Source organism: uncultured Bacteroides sp., assembly GCF_958445495.1.
Lineage (GTDB): Bacteria > Bacteroidota > Bacteroidia > Bacteroidales > Bacteroidaceae > Bacteroides.
The window spans coordinates 38,091-55,836 of sequence record NZ_CAUCSQ010000012.1 but is presented as its reverse complement, the minus strand read 5'-3'; the positions used below and the strand labels follow the sequence as shown (position 1 = coordinate 55,836).

The window sequence follows — 17,746 nt, the reverse complement described above, 5'->3', positions numbered from 1 at the left end:
TTTAAAATTGAATGGAAACGCCTAATGTCAACATCTTCTGAATCGGATAAGCTTCACCGGCATATCCGCCGTCAAAATCAAGTTCCGGGTCAAAATCAGGCATGTCAGGAGCAAATGTAAACAGGTTCGTCGCCGTAAAGCTTAACCTTAAATTCTGAAGGCCGATTTTCGATACAGCCTGAGCCGGCAATGTGTACCCTAACTCGAGATTCTTTAAACGGATAAAGTCTGTTTTCCGAAGCCAAAAGGTATTCGATCCGGACGAACTCATCCAATATTCCGTATCACGGTCAAATGTTCTGGGATAACTGGCATAAGGATTATCTTCCGTCCAACGTTTATCGTAGAATGACTTGAAATAATTAATTTCAGCCGTAGCGCTTCCCAAAGGTTTCACATATCTAACAGCGCCTGCCTGTCCCTGGAACAAAGCCGATAAATCCAATCCTTTGTATTTAAAATAAAGATTCAAACCGCCAGTCCAGGTCGGAACGCTGCTTTTATGGATTCTTACCATATCCTCCCCATTAATCTGTTTGTCGCCATTCACATCTTCAAAGATAATATCGCCGGGACGGGCATTCTCCATGTGCGGATACTTGTCTATATCTTCCTGTGTATGGAAAATCCCAATAGCTTTATAATACAAACCGGAATGCATCGGATGTCCTGTATTAGTCTGCCAAGGAAGTCCATTAGGAGCCTCATCGAAAAAGATGACCTTATTCTGGGCATGCCCGCCATTAAGAGTTATACTATACGTAAAATCCCGATGCGTATCCATCCATCCCAACTGGAAATCAAACCCGCGATTACGTACTTTACCGAGATTAATATCCGGCAAAATTCCTGTCAGACCTGTAAATTCAGGAACAGAAGAAGTCTGCGGAATCAAAATCTTCGAACGGACATTATTAAAATAATCCGCAGTCAGAGTCAACCGCTTATTTAAGAAAGACATATCCACACCGATATTAAATTGGTTAGCCTCCTCCCATTGGGCATATTTGTTAGGAGCCAGGCTTTCCATGTATGTCGGATTATTTCCGCTGCCTGTTACAAAATTCTGGGTAATATAATTTTTCTGGTAAAGATCATATTGGGCCAGAAACTGATACGGTTCAATCAGGTCATTACCTGTACGTCCCCAAGAAGTACGAAGCTTAAAATCATTCACGATTTCAGACACCTTGCTGTTTTGCCAGAAATCTTCTTCGGATATACGGTAAGCCAACGATACTCCGGGGAAAAATCCCCAGCGTTTGTCCAAAAACTTACTGGAACCTTGATAACGCCATACAAATTCAACAATGTATGTATTGTCCAACGTATAATTCAAACGTCCGAAATAGTTCAACCAATGGTTTTCTCCCGGATTAGAACCATTGGCGTATTGTTTGGTCGGATCACCGAAGTTCATTTCATCCGGAAAGTTAGTTGTAAAATTACGTCTTTCGGCACTATACCAGTTAGACGTTTCCTGAATACCTTCGACACCCACAACCCCGCTTACATTATGGATTCCAAAAGTGCGGTTATAGTCCAGCAATGCACTTAACAGACTTCTTTTGCTAAAAGTCGTAGACTGAGTCAGGGCAGGCGAACCGCCATAGATTCCCTCTGTCAATACCGGAATGCCATTTTCCATGGTAGTGCCATCCCAACTATAAAGCGTATATTGCTTGCTGAATTTCTTCGAATAGTCAATTCCCCGGTCAAATGCCGCCTTACCTGTCAGTTTCAGTCCTTCCACCCACGGAATCCGGATATCAAGTTTGCCGTTTACATTAAACACATAACTCTCATTGTTATTATATCCGTTCGCTTTTGTTCCTTGAATGACCGGACTACTTTTGGTCTGAAGGTCCAACGGAGGACCTATACGTCCGTCAGGCCAATAAGCCGGCAACGTTGGATTCGCCATCATAATGGAACGAAAGATACTGGCAGAATTAGTGGAAGGGGCATCGGTTTCTCCCAAGCTGAAACTGGCATCTACCGATAAACTTATATACTTGTTTATCTTTCCGTCAATATTAGCACGTATGTCATGCTGCGCATACTTGCTGGCACTGTCATAGAAAACCCCATCCTGGGAACGGGTGGATAAAGAGACATAGGCTTTCAAACGTTCATTCCCGCCAGACATCGTAACATTCGCATTATGCTGCAAATTCCAAGGTTTAAGTATTTCATCGAACCAATCCGTATCGGGATGTCCCCACGGGTCACTCCCGTCAGCATATTTTCTGATATCTTCGGCCGAGTAACGGGCGTACTTGCCCTCTCCTTTATATTCATGGACTTCATTTACCAACGTAGCATATTCCGAAGCGCTTGTCAGCTCAGGAATACGTGTCGGACGCGCCCAAGTGGCACGATAACTTGCATCGATTGTAAGTTTTCCTTCTTTTCCGCGCTTGGTCGTTACCAAAATGACGCCATTAGCAGCCTGTGACCCGTAGATAGCCGCAGAAGCATCTTTCAAAACACTGATACTTTCAATCGTAGACGGATCGATATGGTCCAATGAACGGTTAGGTACTCCGTCAACGACAATCAACGGACTGTTATCATTCAAACTGCTTTGCCCACGTATGTAAATAGTAGAACCGTCTTTACCCGGTTCACCGCTTTTTCCTACCACCACCAATCCCGGCATTGTACCTGCCAGCGAATTGGAAATGTTCATTTGAGGCGATTTTAAGATTTCACTTCCTTTTACTGAAGTCACCGAACCGGAAAGAGTCGCTTTTTTCTGTGTACCGTATCCTACTACTACAACTTCATCCACCAATGTCCGTTCTTCCTGCAAGACTATTTCCAGTCCTTTTACCATACTCCGGTCTACAACACATTCATGTGTCTTATATCCTATAAAAGAAATACTCAACGTGCTTCCTAACGGCACTTCAATAGAAAAAGCACCGGATAAGTCAGAAGTAGTCCCCAATGTAGCCCCTTTTACAATCACGGTAGCACCTGTCAACGGTTCTCCATTAACATCTTTGATGTTGCCGTTTACTTTGATTTTCTTCTGCTGCATTATTGTCCGTTCTCCACCCTGCACCGTATCCCCTGCATACACAAAAGATAACGGAACTGTAACCAACACAAGTAACAGCAACAAGCAGTTTTGTAATTTCGAATAAAGTTTCATCATACTAAATTAGAATTTGAATGTTTAACAAAAGGTATTTTCGCCTGTTTCACGGAAGCAAAAATAGACTATCGTCCCTCAATGGAATAGCACAATACTACCATTTCATAACAGAATCATTCGTATTAACATTGTGCTATAAGACACCGCAAAAATGCTATCATATCCGTTCCCTCAAACTTCAAATACGGTAGTGGCGACGAATGAATATATACCGCTATCTTACAAAAAATAAAGGAGAGCTTTTAGCTCTCCTTTCCCATCCTCTTCCTGAAATTGTTGGGAGTTTCATTGTACTGCTCCTTGAAACATTTTATGAAATAATGAGATAGATTAAATCCTGTCAGATAAGCAATCTCGGCAATTGTCAAATCGGTAGTCTTTAACAAATGGGCGGCCTTATATAAACGGATGTTCCGGATAAACACATTCGGAGTATCTCCGATTAACATCTTAAACTTGCGATGCAACACTGTTTTGCTCACATTCATTTCCGCTGCGAAATTATCAATCTTAAAACCGTCATCCATGAGATGTTCTTCAATAACTTTCACTGCCTTACGTAGAAAATCATCTTTAGCATCGACTTCGATTCCTTCATTCTGCGGAGAAAACAATTCTGTAATGATTTGCTTTTTACGTTTCTTACGAGTTTCGTACACATTCATCACATGATTAATAAGAATCTCCATATCAAAAGGTTTCTTCAGATAGAAATCAGCCCCGGCTTTATATCCCGCCAACTCATCTTCCGGAGACGACTTGGCGGATAACAAGATGACAAATATATCAGAAAGCAACGGTGTCCGCTTAATTCCCTCACACAATGCCAACCCGTCCATTTCAGGCATCATAACATCAGAAATCACCACTTCCGGCAATACTTTCTGAATGATATTCAACGCCTCCCGACCGTTAGAAACAGCAATTACACGGAAATTAGCAGAAAATTCCTTTCGCAAATAATCACATAACTGGACATTATCCTCTACTATCACAATTGTAGGATTTTCATCCATTTCAGCAACCTGTTCATCATTGTCTTCTACAGAAACGACCTTTTCCGGAGATTTTAACGGAAAACATACCTGGAAGGTTGTCCCTTTACCCAATTCAGAATCGACACGTATTGTCCCGCCTAATATCTTCACGAACTTTTGCACAATGTACAGTCCCAATCCCAGTCCTTTCATCCCCTCTTCTTCGGGCCTGGCTTCCTGATAAAACTTACCGAAAACCTTATCCAGATTTTGTGGGGCGATTCCACTTCCCGTATCGCTGATTTCCAGTGTATAACTTCCGGTATCTCCCTGATAAAGCTTCACCTGCACACTCCCTTTCGACGGTGTAAATTTCACAGCATTGCTCAACAGATTGTACATAATACGTTCCAGTTTCACCGAATCAACCAGCACATCTAATCTGGAAAGTCCGGTCTGGAAAGTAAGATGCAATTCTTTCGTTTGGGCAATGTAAGCGAAAGAATTGACTACAATACGGATAAATGATACCAGCTCTATATTTCTTTCCTTCAACTCCACATTTACCGCCACAGTACGTTTATAATCCAATATTGTAGTAAAAATGTCCGAAAGGAAGTTCGCGTTCTTACCGATAATCCCCAATTTGTCCTGCAAATCTTCCGGTAAATCCTTTCTCCGGAGCAAATCATTAACCGGAGCTATAATCAAAGAGAAAGGAGTCATCAAATCATGTGACAAACTGACAAAAAAACTCTCTTTCTCTTGCAGCAGTTCTTCTTTTTTACGTTTCTCAATAACGTCGGTACGTTCCAACTGCCGTTTCCTATAATAATTACGGATATAGAAGATTGCCAGAACTATCACAAACAGAGTTCCCAAAACCTCAACCGTATGAAACCAAACCGTTTTCCACCACGGGGGGAGGATAGTCATATCCAAATGATAACAAGGGACATTATTTTCAGCTCCCAGTTGCCGAATCTGAAGAACATACTTTCCCGGTTGCAATTGTGAGAAAGTAATCGGTTTATCTATATCAATATATTGCCAGTTATCGCTGAACCCCTTGATATAATACTGGTATTTATTACGATAGTTGCCCAGGCCAATTTCCTTAAATGCCAAACTAATCCACTTACTCTGGTAAGGTAGCGTCAATGCCTGAATATATTCCGATGCTTTATCCAAAACCACTTTTCCCCCAATCTCATCTCCCACTCTCACCTGCCGGTGATTTATTTCCAATCCGGTCAACAACAATCGGGTTGCCTGTGATTTGTTGAGTACAACAAGCGGTTCTACCAACAGCAACTTATCCGTTCCGCCAAAAGCTACCATCCTTTTTCCATTTTCGCTTACGATTCCGGCACAGGTGAACACCTGTTTCCCATAGGACAAGACATTGAGTTCCTGCAATTTTTTACTCTGGCTACGCAAGCAATACACCCTGTCGGCAATAGAGAACCACAAATTATTGTCCGAGTCCAATATCAAAGTATGAACGGCACCGGACGGAAGCAGATTAGAAGGGAAATAAGGTTTTACCGCTTTATCCCGGTAACCGACACGTTTCAATCCTGTCGAAGTTCCTAACCAAAGACACTCATTCAGAGGATCATCCACCATCCTATAAACCATATCAGAGACATGTTCTTCCTCAAATGTCTCAACTTTCCGGGTCACCGGATTGAACAAGTACAACCCGCTGTGTGTCGATATCCACAAACGCCCGTCCTGGGCTTGTGCAAAACCTGTTATCTCATCATTCTGACCGAAAGAGTTGTAGTACGTTATATGTGAAAAGACACCGCCTGCCGGTTTATTTTGATAGCGTAAGGAAACAAGCCCGTTTTGCTTCGTTCCAATCCAGAAAAGAGAATCACGATCACGGTAAATAGAAGTAACTTTACCTAAACGCTGGTCAGGTTGGAAAGACTTTAATTTAAAATTCATCCTATTCTCATAAGGATGTTCCACATAACAAAAGCCTAAATGGTCATGCCCCACAATCAAAAGTTCTTTATCAAGATATATCGTTTGGATGTAGTTCAGATTAGGGACTTGTTCCGAATCACTCATCGGTTTAGGAAACAATTCCCCATTTTTCTGATTGCATACAAAAAGCCCATTTCCCTGAGTACCAATCAACATCTTATCTTCTCCCAGCTCATGCAATACCGTCGCGGCAGAAATATTATCCTGATTAATCGGAGCAATCTGTTTGATGCCGCGTTTTTCATTGTCGAAACAGAAAAGGCCATTGCCATAAGTGCCAATCCAAAGACGGTTATATTTATCCCGAAAAAACGACTCGATGGCTAATGCCTTCACCTGCGGGTCGGTGACCGTAATCAAATGATTCCCATTTTCCGCACACGCAAGCTCGGCCTTCCTCATTCCTCTTCCCCAAGTACCTATCAAAATCTGATTGTCCGCATCAGAAGCGAGGCTGTAAATATCACCCGCATCGGTAGTAATGAGTTTTTCTTCAAATGCTGTCAACTCATCATTCCAAGTTATCTTAAAAAGTCCTTCCGACCAGGCAGAATACCATAACGTATTCTTCTCTCCTCTATCAAGAAACTGGGAAATAGTATGCTCATTATGTCTCGTCTCCACATTGCATTTCTTATGAATATCATATAAGTAATAGCCGTAATAAGTGCCAATCCAAAGATAACCTTCCGGTTTCTCCACTAAAGTAGAGACAATAGTGCCGGGATAATGTTTCAACACTTCATATTTTCCTTCTTCCTTTATTGAAGGAACCAACTGATAAAGTCCCGAACGCCAGCTACCAAGCCAAATAGAATGTTGTGAATCCTCAAAGATACAAGTCACCCGTTGAGGATAATCGTCTGCTAACTCACTAATATGGGTAAACCGGTCCTTGCCGGGATTATAAATATCAACACCACCCGTCTTCAGCCCAATCCAAAGAAGTCCTTTAGAATCAAACATCAGACTCTCGATATTATTCTCGCTCAAACTATTGTCTGAATTACTGCCTTTCCTATACGTTTTAAACTCATGCCCGTCAAATCGGCACAATCCCTCATTGGTAGCTAACCAAAGAAAATACTCATTTTCACAAATTGCAGTCACATCACTTCCCGGAAGCCCGTCATTAACGGTATAATGGCGATATTCCTGCCCTTTCACGGATTGAAACAGAAAAAAGAGTAAAAGACAAGTGAAATATCTCATCATAAGAATCATTTAGAGAACAAATATAAATAAAAAACTTCCCAAAAAGAATTTGGGAAGTCCTTTTAACAAGGTGCAAACCTTACTTCCTCATCCTCAATTCCGGAATGGTTCTTGTCGGTTGTAATGCTTTATGACATAGTTCCGCAATCACGGTTTTCTCCAGATTAAACTCCGAAGAAACCCGTATATCTGTAGAAGATGCTCCTATATTCACCGTATAACGCCCTGCATCAGCAACCCAGCCGGACAAATCCTCATCATAAGAGGCCAAGCTCTTCAAATCCAACGTCCAAGCCAATGTTTGTGTTTCTCCGGGCTTCAATAATTTTGTTTTGCCAAATGCTTTCAACTCATTTACCGGTTTATCCAGCTTTCCTTCCGGCGCACCTAAATACAATTGCACCACTTCTTTTCCGGCAACCTTGCCCGTATTTGTAATCTGTACGGAAACCGTAATCGAATCATTGAAACTATCAGAACTAAGTTTCAAACCCGAATAATCAAATTGCGTATAGGAAAGACCGAAGCCAAACGGAAAAGAGGTTTTTATACCAAAAGTATTATAGTACCGATAACCGACATAGATTCCCTCCTCATACAAAGAAAAAGTCGGTTTTACAGCGTTTTTAGGAGTTCCCGGAAAATTATTATATGAAGGCACATCCTTATAGTCCACAGGGAATGTCGTTGCCAGTTTGCCGGAAGGATTAACATCACCGCAAAGAATATCGGCAATTGCATTTCCTCCTTCCTGACCGGGTTGCCATGCCAACAAAACCGCATCCGCATAGTCTATCCAATCAGCAGTCTTGATAACATTGGATATATTAAGTACGACCACGACCTTCTTACCTTTGGCATGAAACGTTTCGCTCACTAATTTCAGCGTAGCCAATTCCTCTCCGGAAAGCTTGAAATCTGCTTCTTTCCTATCAGCACCTTCTCCCGCATTCTTTCCGATTGTAACAATTGCCACCGCAGCCTGTTCCGCCATCTGATTCACCAAATTAGCATTGAGCTTCATTTCAGGCATGGCCGGAGGGGTCACCAAGGGGTTATTTACCGTATATTTATGTTTGAAATCAGCAACATACCGTTCATAATTGCCTTTCATCTTATCATTCAAACGATATCCTACATTACGCAACCCTTCGCTCAAAGATATGCTATAAGCCTTATTTACCCCACCGCTACCGGAACCACCGGCGATATTATCATAAGAAGCAGCGCCAAAAAGCGCAACATAAAGATTCTTTTTCAGAGGAAGAGTCGAATCGTCATTCTTCAAAAGTACCATGCTTTCAGCCGCTGCCTTCCGGACAAGCTTTCCATTCTTTTTTAATTCAGGAGCATTCGAATAAGGATATCTTTTAAAAGAAGGACATTTTACTATCAAATTTAAAATCCGTTCCACATTCTTATCCAATACGGATTCTTCCAGCTTGCCTTCTTTTACCGCATCAATAATAGATTGTGTCTGTTCCGCCCATCCCGGCATCAACAAGTCATTGCCAGCTTTCATCATGGCAATGGCATCTTTGCCGCCGAACCAGTCAGTAACCACTACTCCTTGAAATCCCCATTCATCACGCAAAATCGTTGTTAACAATTCCCTGCTTTCAGCGGTGTAAACACCGTTGATTAAATTATAGGAACTCATTACCGTCCAAGGCTGAGCTTCACGCACTGCAATTTCAAATCCTCTCAAATAAATCTCACGTAAAGTACGTTCCGTAACCTCACTGCTTACTTCCAACCGGTTGGTTTCTTCGTTATTTGCAGCAAAATGTTTGATTGACGTGCCTACGCCATTGCTCTCAATGCCATTAATCATGGCGGCAGCAATACGTCCGGAAACCAAAGGATCTTCCGAATAATATTCAAAGTTGCGTCCTCCCAAAGGATTGCGGTGAATATTCATGGCCGGAGCCAGAAGAATGTCTACTCCATATTCATGCGCTTCATGTCCAAACGCTTTTCCGACTTGTTCCACCAGCTCGGTATCCCAGGAAGAGGCTAGCAGAGTGGCTACGGGAAAAGCCGTTGCATAATAAGAACGGGACATATCGTTATTCCGGTGGACATCAATACGTACTCCGGCAGGACCGTCTGCCAAAATCAACATGGGGATATTCAAATGCGGAAAAGGATTTGTCACTCCCGCAGCTCCGGGAACTCCTATTAAAGTATGTCCGACAACAGGTTCGGGATTTACCCGCAACTTTTTATCAATTCCTCCCATTCCTCCTGCCAAAGTGGCTTTTTCCTCTAAAGTCATTGCGGCAAGGACTTCTCTGACCGAAGCTTTTCCTAATTGCGGATATTCTTTCTCTTTTATTTGCGCCACAGAAAACAAACAGCACAAAACCGACACTAAACAAAATGTGAATCGTTTCATTTCTTTTATTTATTAGATTTATTTAGAGCAAAAGTAGTGTCCGGGTTATAAATCCAATAGCATAATCCTGCCAAATAATAGCATAATCCCCCGGAGACATGAATAAATAAAAGATAAACTGAACCCGACCCACACATGCAGAGGCATGAGAGCCACAATATCGCAAGAAAGGATTCTTTTCCTCACTCCCCTACCGACAAAGGAATTCCTTTTTTTGTTCCCTTATGAATTGCCCTTTCTTCTCCGTCCAGCAATACATACCGGGAGTATCCGCCACCAACGCCTTACCTTTTACAGCGATTGTACACGGATGATAAACTGCCGCCCAGCACTGTTTTTTTTCAGGAAGAAACAATACCTGGGCAATGCTGTCATTTTGTATGGCTTCTACCGATTTCAAATCGAAACTGCTGACAAATCCCTTATCAACTGCCGGACATACGATATAAAGATATTGCTTCTGCGCAGGACGTACCCCGTGACACAAATATAACGACGCCACTTCGCCCGCCACTTCCTCCGGCCGATACATCTTCATAAAATCAGACCACCTTCCCGTACGCCTTTCGGTACCCGCCACACAAGTATCTCCGCTCAAAACGATATATCCGGTCCGGTTATGGAAAAAACGCAAATCTTTTCCCGTATATGCATGACTTCCGTCTTTCTTCGCCCAGTTATTTCCGTTCCATACCTCGAAGTCTCCTTGTTTCAGGCTTTGTTCGATAGACGTCGTTACCGCAAGTGACGTATCGGCAGCGATGCCTGCCCCCATGCATACCACGAAGCGGTCTGTAAAAAGCCATGATTTATAGGCATGCAGCTTATCACGTTTCAGTTCCATAGCCGACATGCCGTTACGCCCGTCAGTCACTCCCCCCACTTTATAAGTGCGGTTCTGGGAATTTACACGGGCAATATCGGGAAGCGGAGCAGCGGCAGAATAAGCGGTCACACCGGGTATCTTCCGCCAGTCCCAAAAAGGAAAGACATTCAAATATTCATTTCCGTTCCTATAATAATATGTAGCCCCGTCCCCCAAGTAATACCCTTTCAGATTATCTTCATTCACCCGCTCGGTATTGATTACCCGACGCGAAGACATGCGGACGGAAGCCATCCATGAGGCGGTGCGGTGTACCGTATAATCGGAATAATCGAAATGCTTGTGCCCTATTAACAAATTGCCGTTTAACGGAAAAGCGTCTCCCAGTCCCAGAGTCGCCGCAGCAAACGCCAGCCCATAGGCCTTATGAAGCTGGGCATTATGAAAAAGCTGCCTGCCCAATGCATTGACATCCATACGGAGGTTCCAGATCACCCATTGATAACCGTCTTTCACCAGAGAAAACAAAATATCCGCTTGCGAAGAAGAAAAACGGTAATCGGTTTCCCGGAACAAACGGTAATAGAAACTCATACTCGTGACAAACGAAAGCCCGTAATTGCCAAACTGCATTTGCGGACCGTGCTGATGGAAACTCCAATCCGGCTGGATGCCTTCCTTACGTCCCAAAACCACCTCGGAGACAATTGCATCACGCGCCTCTTTCACCAATTGTTCATCCTTGTCGAGCAACGCGCGTATCAATACGTTTCCGGCAAGCCAGACCTTATTCTGTCCGGTCATGCCTATCCGGGCTACCTGCATAGCCCGGATGGCTTCATTTTTTTCTTCCTCGCTAAGTTGTTCCTCCAACAAAACAAAAGCTTCTCCCAACGCTTTAGGGACCCCAATCTGATTATACCACCAGTTTTTACATTGCAAACCTGCCTTAAACCAATACTGAAGTGCCCGGTGGATACAAGCTTTCACCTCTTCCGAACGGAAGTATGGAGTAGCCTCGGAATAATATAACTTGGAAAGTTCCAGAATACGGTCGACATGCCGTTTCGGCTCCCATCCCGAACGCTTCGTATCTTTGTAATTTATATCTTTCCATCCTCCTTCTTCCGTTTGCGAAGAAAGATAAAAAGATATCTTATCAAGGTCGAACGGATAACGTTGATGAAGCTCTATCACCACTTGGTCAGACATCTGCGTTTCAGGCGGCACCCGGATAAAGTCCTTCCATACGGCATCTTCCTCATTGCCGACAGTGGACAATAATAACAGGCGATACGTCCTTTTCAGCGAATCTAACTGCCCGCCATCCATTGCCTGGCAACACAACACGCTACACAGCAACAAGCAACCGCTTACAAATGTCTGTTTCAGTGCCATACACCCAATAAAATTATTTCTTATTTTTCTTTCCGAAGTGATGTCCCTCTCCATTATCTACCGGACGAATGCAAAAATCGGGCGATGTACCTTCAGGATAAACAACCATTGCTTCCCCTTTCCGCAAATCCACCTTCCAGGTATTCTCCCCGCAAGGTTCAACGTTGAATTGCCGCTGTCCCTTAAACAAAGGATTAGGAATATCCGTCACCAACACGCAAGGTTCTCCTGCAAGGCTTTTTATCTCTATAAATTCGGTTTTTCCGTCTTTTCTCTTTGCAGAAACCGTAAAAGCTCCTTCCGTCAGCATATTGCCATAAGCCGCATTCCGCCATGCATCCGGCATAGCAGGAAAGACACGTATTTTCCCTCCCCAACTCTGCAATAACATATCGTGGATGGACTGTGCGCCCGATAAAGGAGTTTCTATCACCGGCCCCGATTCACGATATAAAGTATTGACGCTCAAGAAACGTCCGAATAATTTATTCAGATAAGCCAACGCATCATTTCCCTTTCCCAGTGCGGACGAGATGGAAGAAGCGCCTGTCAATGAATACCCCTGGTGCGCTCCGGTCTTCTCCTGCCAAAAACGAAGGGAGTTTTCTATCAGTTCCACATCCTCCTTACGTTCCTTATTCAAAAGATACAAGGGATACGCGGCCAGCAGATGGGAATAATGGCGGTGAGAGAAAGCATAAGGCGTGTTACGTCCTATAAACAACCCGTTTTCATCCTGCGGATAAGGCGCCAGCTTTTCCAAAACATTCTTCCATGCCGGGAGAAGCGGGTCGTCCACATGCAGACGTCCGGCAGACTCTATCAATGTCCGGCAACCCCACCTCAACAAAGCGAGGTCGTAATTACAATCTTCGGCGCTACCGTATTCCGGCGAATAAGTAGCAGGAAGGTGAAGTTTGCCGTCCGGTTCTTCACGCAGGAAATGCAGATAATAGTTGACCGCCCCTTTCAACAGGGGAAAGAGCTTTTCGCGAAGCAAAGTATCGTCCATCTTGTGACGGTAAATCAGCCACAGGCTATGGCAGGCCCATGTCAGATTGCCCACTTCCGCTTTTTCGTCTACTCCGGGAATCCCGACCTGCTGTGAAGCACAATGGAAATTAGTGGTACGTCCCAGTCCCAAAGCGTCATGGCGATAGGCCTCCGGCAGATTGTTCCGCAACTGTTCGATATTGTTATACAATGCATTTTCCAATGAACCCGCCAGATGGAGGCGATTGGCGGCATTCAGCGGCCAGTATGTCAACTGCACATTCAAATTCCACCAGGCATTAGGCCAGGGTGTGACTGTCAGCCAAGGCCCGGTACAATCTATCAACGCCCTATCCCCTCGTGTGGCGGAAGCCAGTTTGTACATCTGTATCCAATAGAAATTTTCTTTCACTCCTTCGGGCAACGTAACGAAACTCTCCGGATAATAGGTATTCCACCATTTACGATGCGACTGCTGCAATTTTCCATAACCTTCCGACAAGGCTTCCTGCAATTCTTCGCGACAAATATCGGTCGCATTGCTTTGCGGATAAGCATGCGTCAGATTTACCCACAAGATTCGTTCGTTTCCTTTTTTCGTTTCTTTCCATCCCACGGCCGTTTCGCCTCCCGCCTGCAACTTCTGGAGAGACAGCCCTTCCACATCGGTCCCCGTAATTTCCGGTTCAGGGTTAAGGGGATAATTTTCAGGAACTTTAATCCATTTTCCAACGGTCTTGGCAAAAGTATAACGGGGGCTCACCGATGAAGCAGGAATCCATTTCCACGTGAAATCTTGTTCATCTCCTTCGGCCACAGCTTTGGTGACAATCACCATCTTGTCACTGTGTACAAAACTGCGCAAGTGTATTTTACCGCGAGTGGTTTTAATTTCGGCCGTTGTCTCGGCGTTCCACAAATCCAGCCGCATTGTTCCGCCCGTGATTTCACCTTTAGGATACAGAGCGAAATGCCCGGTCAGCAAACGCCCGATACTGAACAAATCATTATCGCCTTTACGGTGGTCGTGCACATCGCAATCTCCGGTTTCCAACCGGATGTAATTCTTGCCGGGTTCTTTGTAAATCATCAGTCCCAGCCTTCCGTTCCCCATATAAGCGGATTCATACCAATACTCAGGCAATGTTTCCCATATCATGTCTTGCCTGCCTATGAACTCTTTCCAGTTTATATCCTGTTTGACTGATAGAGGACTGGCAATTGCCGATGTAACAGCAAACACAACTCCAACTGCCAGCATACACATATATCGAAAAAATTTATTCATCTTTTATCCAGTTATCAATAAGAACTATTAACAGACAGTATTCGTCTATCCGGCGAATGTTCCATCAACAGATGCCAATCCACACAACTGTCAATTACTTTATTTTATAAATCTCACATCCTGCCATCAGGAAAGCGCCCACTCCGTACACTTCGCTCATTTCGCGAGTCACCTTACGGGGGTCAGCTCCTACCGGCTGTACGTAACCCAGCCTTCCGTCCGGTTCCAAAGCCGCTATCAAAGCCTTCCATCCCTTCTCTACTACCGGCAGATAAGTCGCTTTATCCAACAGGCCTTCGTTAATGCCGTAAGCCAGAGCATAGACGATGAAACCGGTAGCGCTCGTTTCGGGAGACGGATAAGACGCAGGGTCCAGCAGGCTGGCGTGCCAATATCCCTCTTTTCCTTGCAGGGCGGCGATACGGACGGACAATTCGATAAACAAATCTTCATAAAACTTACGTGAAGATTCACCCTCAGGCAACGCTTTCAGGATTTCCGCCAGCCCTGCGACTACCCATGCATTGCCCCGTCCCCAAAAGACTTTCTTTCCGTTGGCTTCGCGCTTTGTAAAATACCTCCAGTCCCGGTAAAACAAATGTTCGTCTTTATCGTACAAATAATTATACGTAACGTTGTATTCCTTATTCATGAAATCCAGGTATTTTTTATCTTTTGTCATGGCATAGAGCTTGGCATATACGGGAGGGGCCATAAACAACGCATCACACCACGACCAGCGGTCCAGTGTCTCCGCCTTCCCATAGTCCAACTCCAAAGAAGTGTCCAAAGGATGTTCCACAATCCAATTGGCGCGTGCCATTACCGGCGCAATCATCCGGCGGTCTTTATATTTCAGATAAAGTTCTATAAACGGTTGTCCCACCGCAATATGGTCTGCATGATACATCCATTTATCCATCTGGTAATGGTTACGCCAACCGATACGGTTCACCCATTTATAGTATTGGCTGTCACCGGTTTCCTTTTCCGTCAGTTCCGCCCAGTCCAGCATTCCCATATAAAGCGGGGCATTTGTCCAATTTAAATCATAGTAGTGTTGCGGTTTTTCGAAATGTTCGATTTGCCAGTCGGCCACACGTTTCATTTCACTTTTCACGGCATTCTTGTCGAATGTTTCTCCCATAGCACAGAAACAAATGCCACAGGACAACAGAACTGTTAGTGCGATTCTTCTCATTCTAAATTTTTCTTTAACTAGGTATGCAGATATATTTGATAAAAAACAAAGTACCTGCGAATTTACATAAACTATATCAAAATATTATACCCTGCTCATATTTTAACATTATCTTCCGACCGGAAGTCCGGTTCGGAAGACCGGCTCATAGCCGGCCGTTTCAAGTTTCTTCCCTGAAAACGGCCAACTATGACAATCTACCGGCATATTATTCAGAAACATCCCACAAGGGATTTTGAACGGTCAACTCGCTCTTCTGCATCTCGTTATAAGGTACAGGATAGAACAACATGGCTTTTTTCCACGGGAACTTATCCAACACCACGCGGTTGTAATAAGAACCTTCGCCAATTTTGTCATTGAAGGTTTTGGCCACTTTACGTGACGTATCGGTAAACTCTTCCACAGTGACATAGTCGATATCCATACCTCTGCGAATCAAATCCTTATCTTCATTGTCTTTAATCAAATTTCCGGACTCGTCGCGTGTCCATCCGGCACGCATCCAGCGGTGCATATCGAAATAATAATTGCCTTCGCCGAACATCTCGATGATGCGTTCGCGGTAAATAGCCTCACGCTGTGCATCCTGGCTACCTATGACATCCGTCTTTGTCCCGGCGTTTTGCAGTTCCTGATATCCCGGAATACCGGCACGTTCACGAACCATATCGAGATATTTGATAATGTTCGGGTCTCCCGGATTGATTTCATTACATACCTCCGCATAGTACAGATAGAAATCCGCCAGACGGAAATAAATCCACGGACGCCTCCAGGAAGTGGAATAGCTGCCGCCTTTCATCAAATTACGGTTATTGAACTTGTACAACAGATAACCTGAACGGGCATAGGTATCCGTACCTTTATAAGAAGACTTCTCGCTTTTTGCGAAATATGCTCCCCAATCGGCATAGCCCACCGGTTGTATATGCCAGCTTTTTCCCTGATAAGTGATGTCCGCATAGAAACGGGGTTCACGGTCAACATACATATTAAAGATATGCTTGTCGACATGTTTCTTTGAAATATTCCCCTTCTTCAGATTCGTACAGGGATTTTCAAAATTAGTGAAACCGTCTTCATTATATTCCGGGTCTTCATCAATCGGCAGGCCGTTCTTGGTAAAGAACAAATCCACCAATTCCTGGTAAGGGCCTACATTACCGCCGATAGAAGAGGCATATCCCAACGAATAAGGGGCCGTACGCGCTTCCATCAATGAACTAATCGAGGAATAATCGTTATTGGGATTCGCCCAGATAATTTCCCGGTTCATTTGCTGGAACAGTTCATAAACGGACAAATGCGGATTCAATGTACCATCGTCATCGTATGACTTATAAAGTTCCAATCCGTTTTGTCGGGCAAACTCCAGCAAATCTTCCAAGCGTTCTTTAGCCGTTTGCCATTTGCCCGCATCGTAATCGGGGAACAGCCGTTTTCCGCTTTTATCGACCAGCGATAATGCTTCCTCAAAACCGCCGTTATACAAAGGCGAAGCCGCATATACCCACAAACGCGCACGCAATGCCATTGCCGCGATTTTAGAAGGACGAAGCATTTCTTTATAATAATAGTCGGCGCCGTCGTCTCCATAAGTATAAGTATCGGGAAGAGCGCCGGCATATTCGCCGCTAATCACCGATTCCAGCAAACCGTCGATATATTGTACCATTTCATCGACAGACGCACGGGCATAATCCAGGTTTTCAGCCTCAGGGTCTGCAACCTCCTCTATAATCGGGGTAGGCCCGTACAACTCAAACATCAAGAAATAATTATAAGCTATCAGGAACACAGCATCCGCTTTATAACGGCGCATTGTCGCCTCGTCTTTATAATTGGTACGGTCACTGGGGTCTCCCACCGTATCCGGGCATCTATCCAGAAATATCATAGCCTGACGTATTTCCTTGTAACAGCTTGCCCAACGGTTGAATGGCGTATTGCTGGGGGTAAACGTATTCGTTCCATAGCTCAGCACACTGGGATGGGCGCAAACCAGCTCGCCGGAATAGATAGCCCACGACCCGACAAAACCACCCTGGGTTTTATACACATCCAATCCCGTTTCCGAATAGTTGGGCATTGTATTGTAAATTTCCCCATACCATTGTTTCAGATAATCCCAATTGGAAAAAACCTGGTCTTTGTTCAGATTTTGCGAAAGTTCCTTTGACACGTCCAGATAATCATTGCAGGAACTGAACGAAATACCTGTCACGGCAGCCAACGCTGCGGTATATATAATTTTTGATAGTTTCATAATTCTTCCTTTTCTTAATT

The 17,746-nt window shown here is 44.1% G+C and carries 7 protein-coding genes; all 7 read right to left on the bottom strand.

The features are described from left to right. Position 1: 1 nt before the first annotated feature. A complete protein-coding gene (locus tag Q5076_RS06105; RefSeq protein WP_303011717.1) occupies positions 2-3,163 on the bottom strand; it encodes a TonB-dependent receptor in 3,162 nt (1,053 codons plus the stop codon). 242 nt (positions 3,164-3,405) lie between these two features. Then, positions 3,406-7,353, bottom strand: coding sequence for a hybrid sensor histidine kinase/response regulator transcription factor (locus tag Q5076_RS06100; RefSeq protein WP_303011715.1), 3,948 nt, complete (start codon positions 7,351-7,353; stop codon positions 3,406-3,408). Between the two features lie 79 nt (positions 7,354-7,432). Next, entirely contained in the window at positions 7,433-9,751 is a 2,319-nt protein-coding gene (locus Q5076_RS06095) for a glycoside hydrolase family 3 C-terminal domain-containing protein (protein ID WP_303011713.1), read from the bottom strand. A gap of 190 nt (positions 9,752-9,941) precedes the next feature. Continuing rightward, complete coding sequence (locus tag Q5076_RS06090) at positions 9,942-11,975, bottom strand: polysaccharide lyase family 8 super-sandwich domain-containing protein (protein ID WP_303011711.1); 2,034 nt, start codon at positions 11,973-11,975, stop codon at positions 9,942-9,944. A gap of 13 nt (positions 11,976-11,988) precedes the next feature. Then, the gene (locus Q5076_RS06085) at positions 11,989-14,229 is read right to left on the bottom strand and encodes a glycoside hydrolase family 95-like protein (protein WP_303011786.1); all 2,241 of its coding nucleotides are present in this window, start codon (positions 14,227-14,229) and stop codon (positions 11,989-11,991) included. Positions 14,230-14,350: 121 nt separating this feature from the next. Continuing rightward, positions 14,351-15,403, bottom strand: a complete 1,053-nt coding sequence (locus Q5076_RS06080) for a glycoside hydrolase family 105 protein (RefSeq protein WP_303011784.1) — start codon at positions 15,401-15,403, stop codon at positions 14,351-14,353. A 262-nt stretch (positions 15,404-15,665) separates the two neighbouring features. Then, positions 15,666-17,726, bottom strand: a complete 2,061-nt coding sequence (locus tag Q5076_RS06075; RefSeq protein ID WP_303011710.1) for a RagB/SusD family nutrient uptake outer membrane protein — start codon at positions 17,724-17,726, stop codon at positions 15,666-15,668. Positions 17,727-17,746 lie beyond the last annotated feature (20 nt).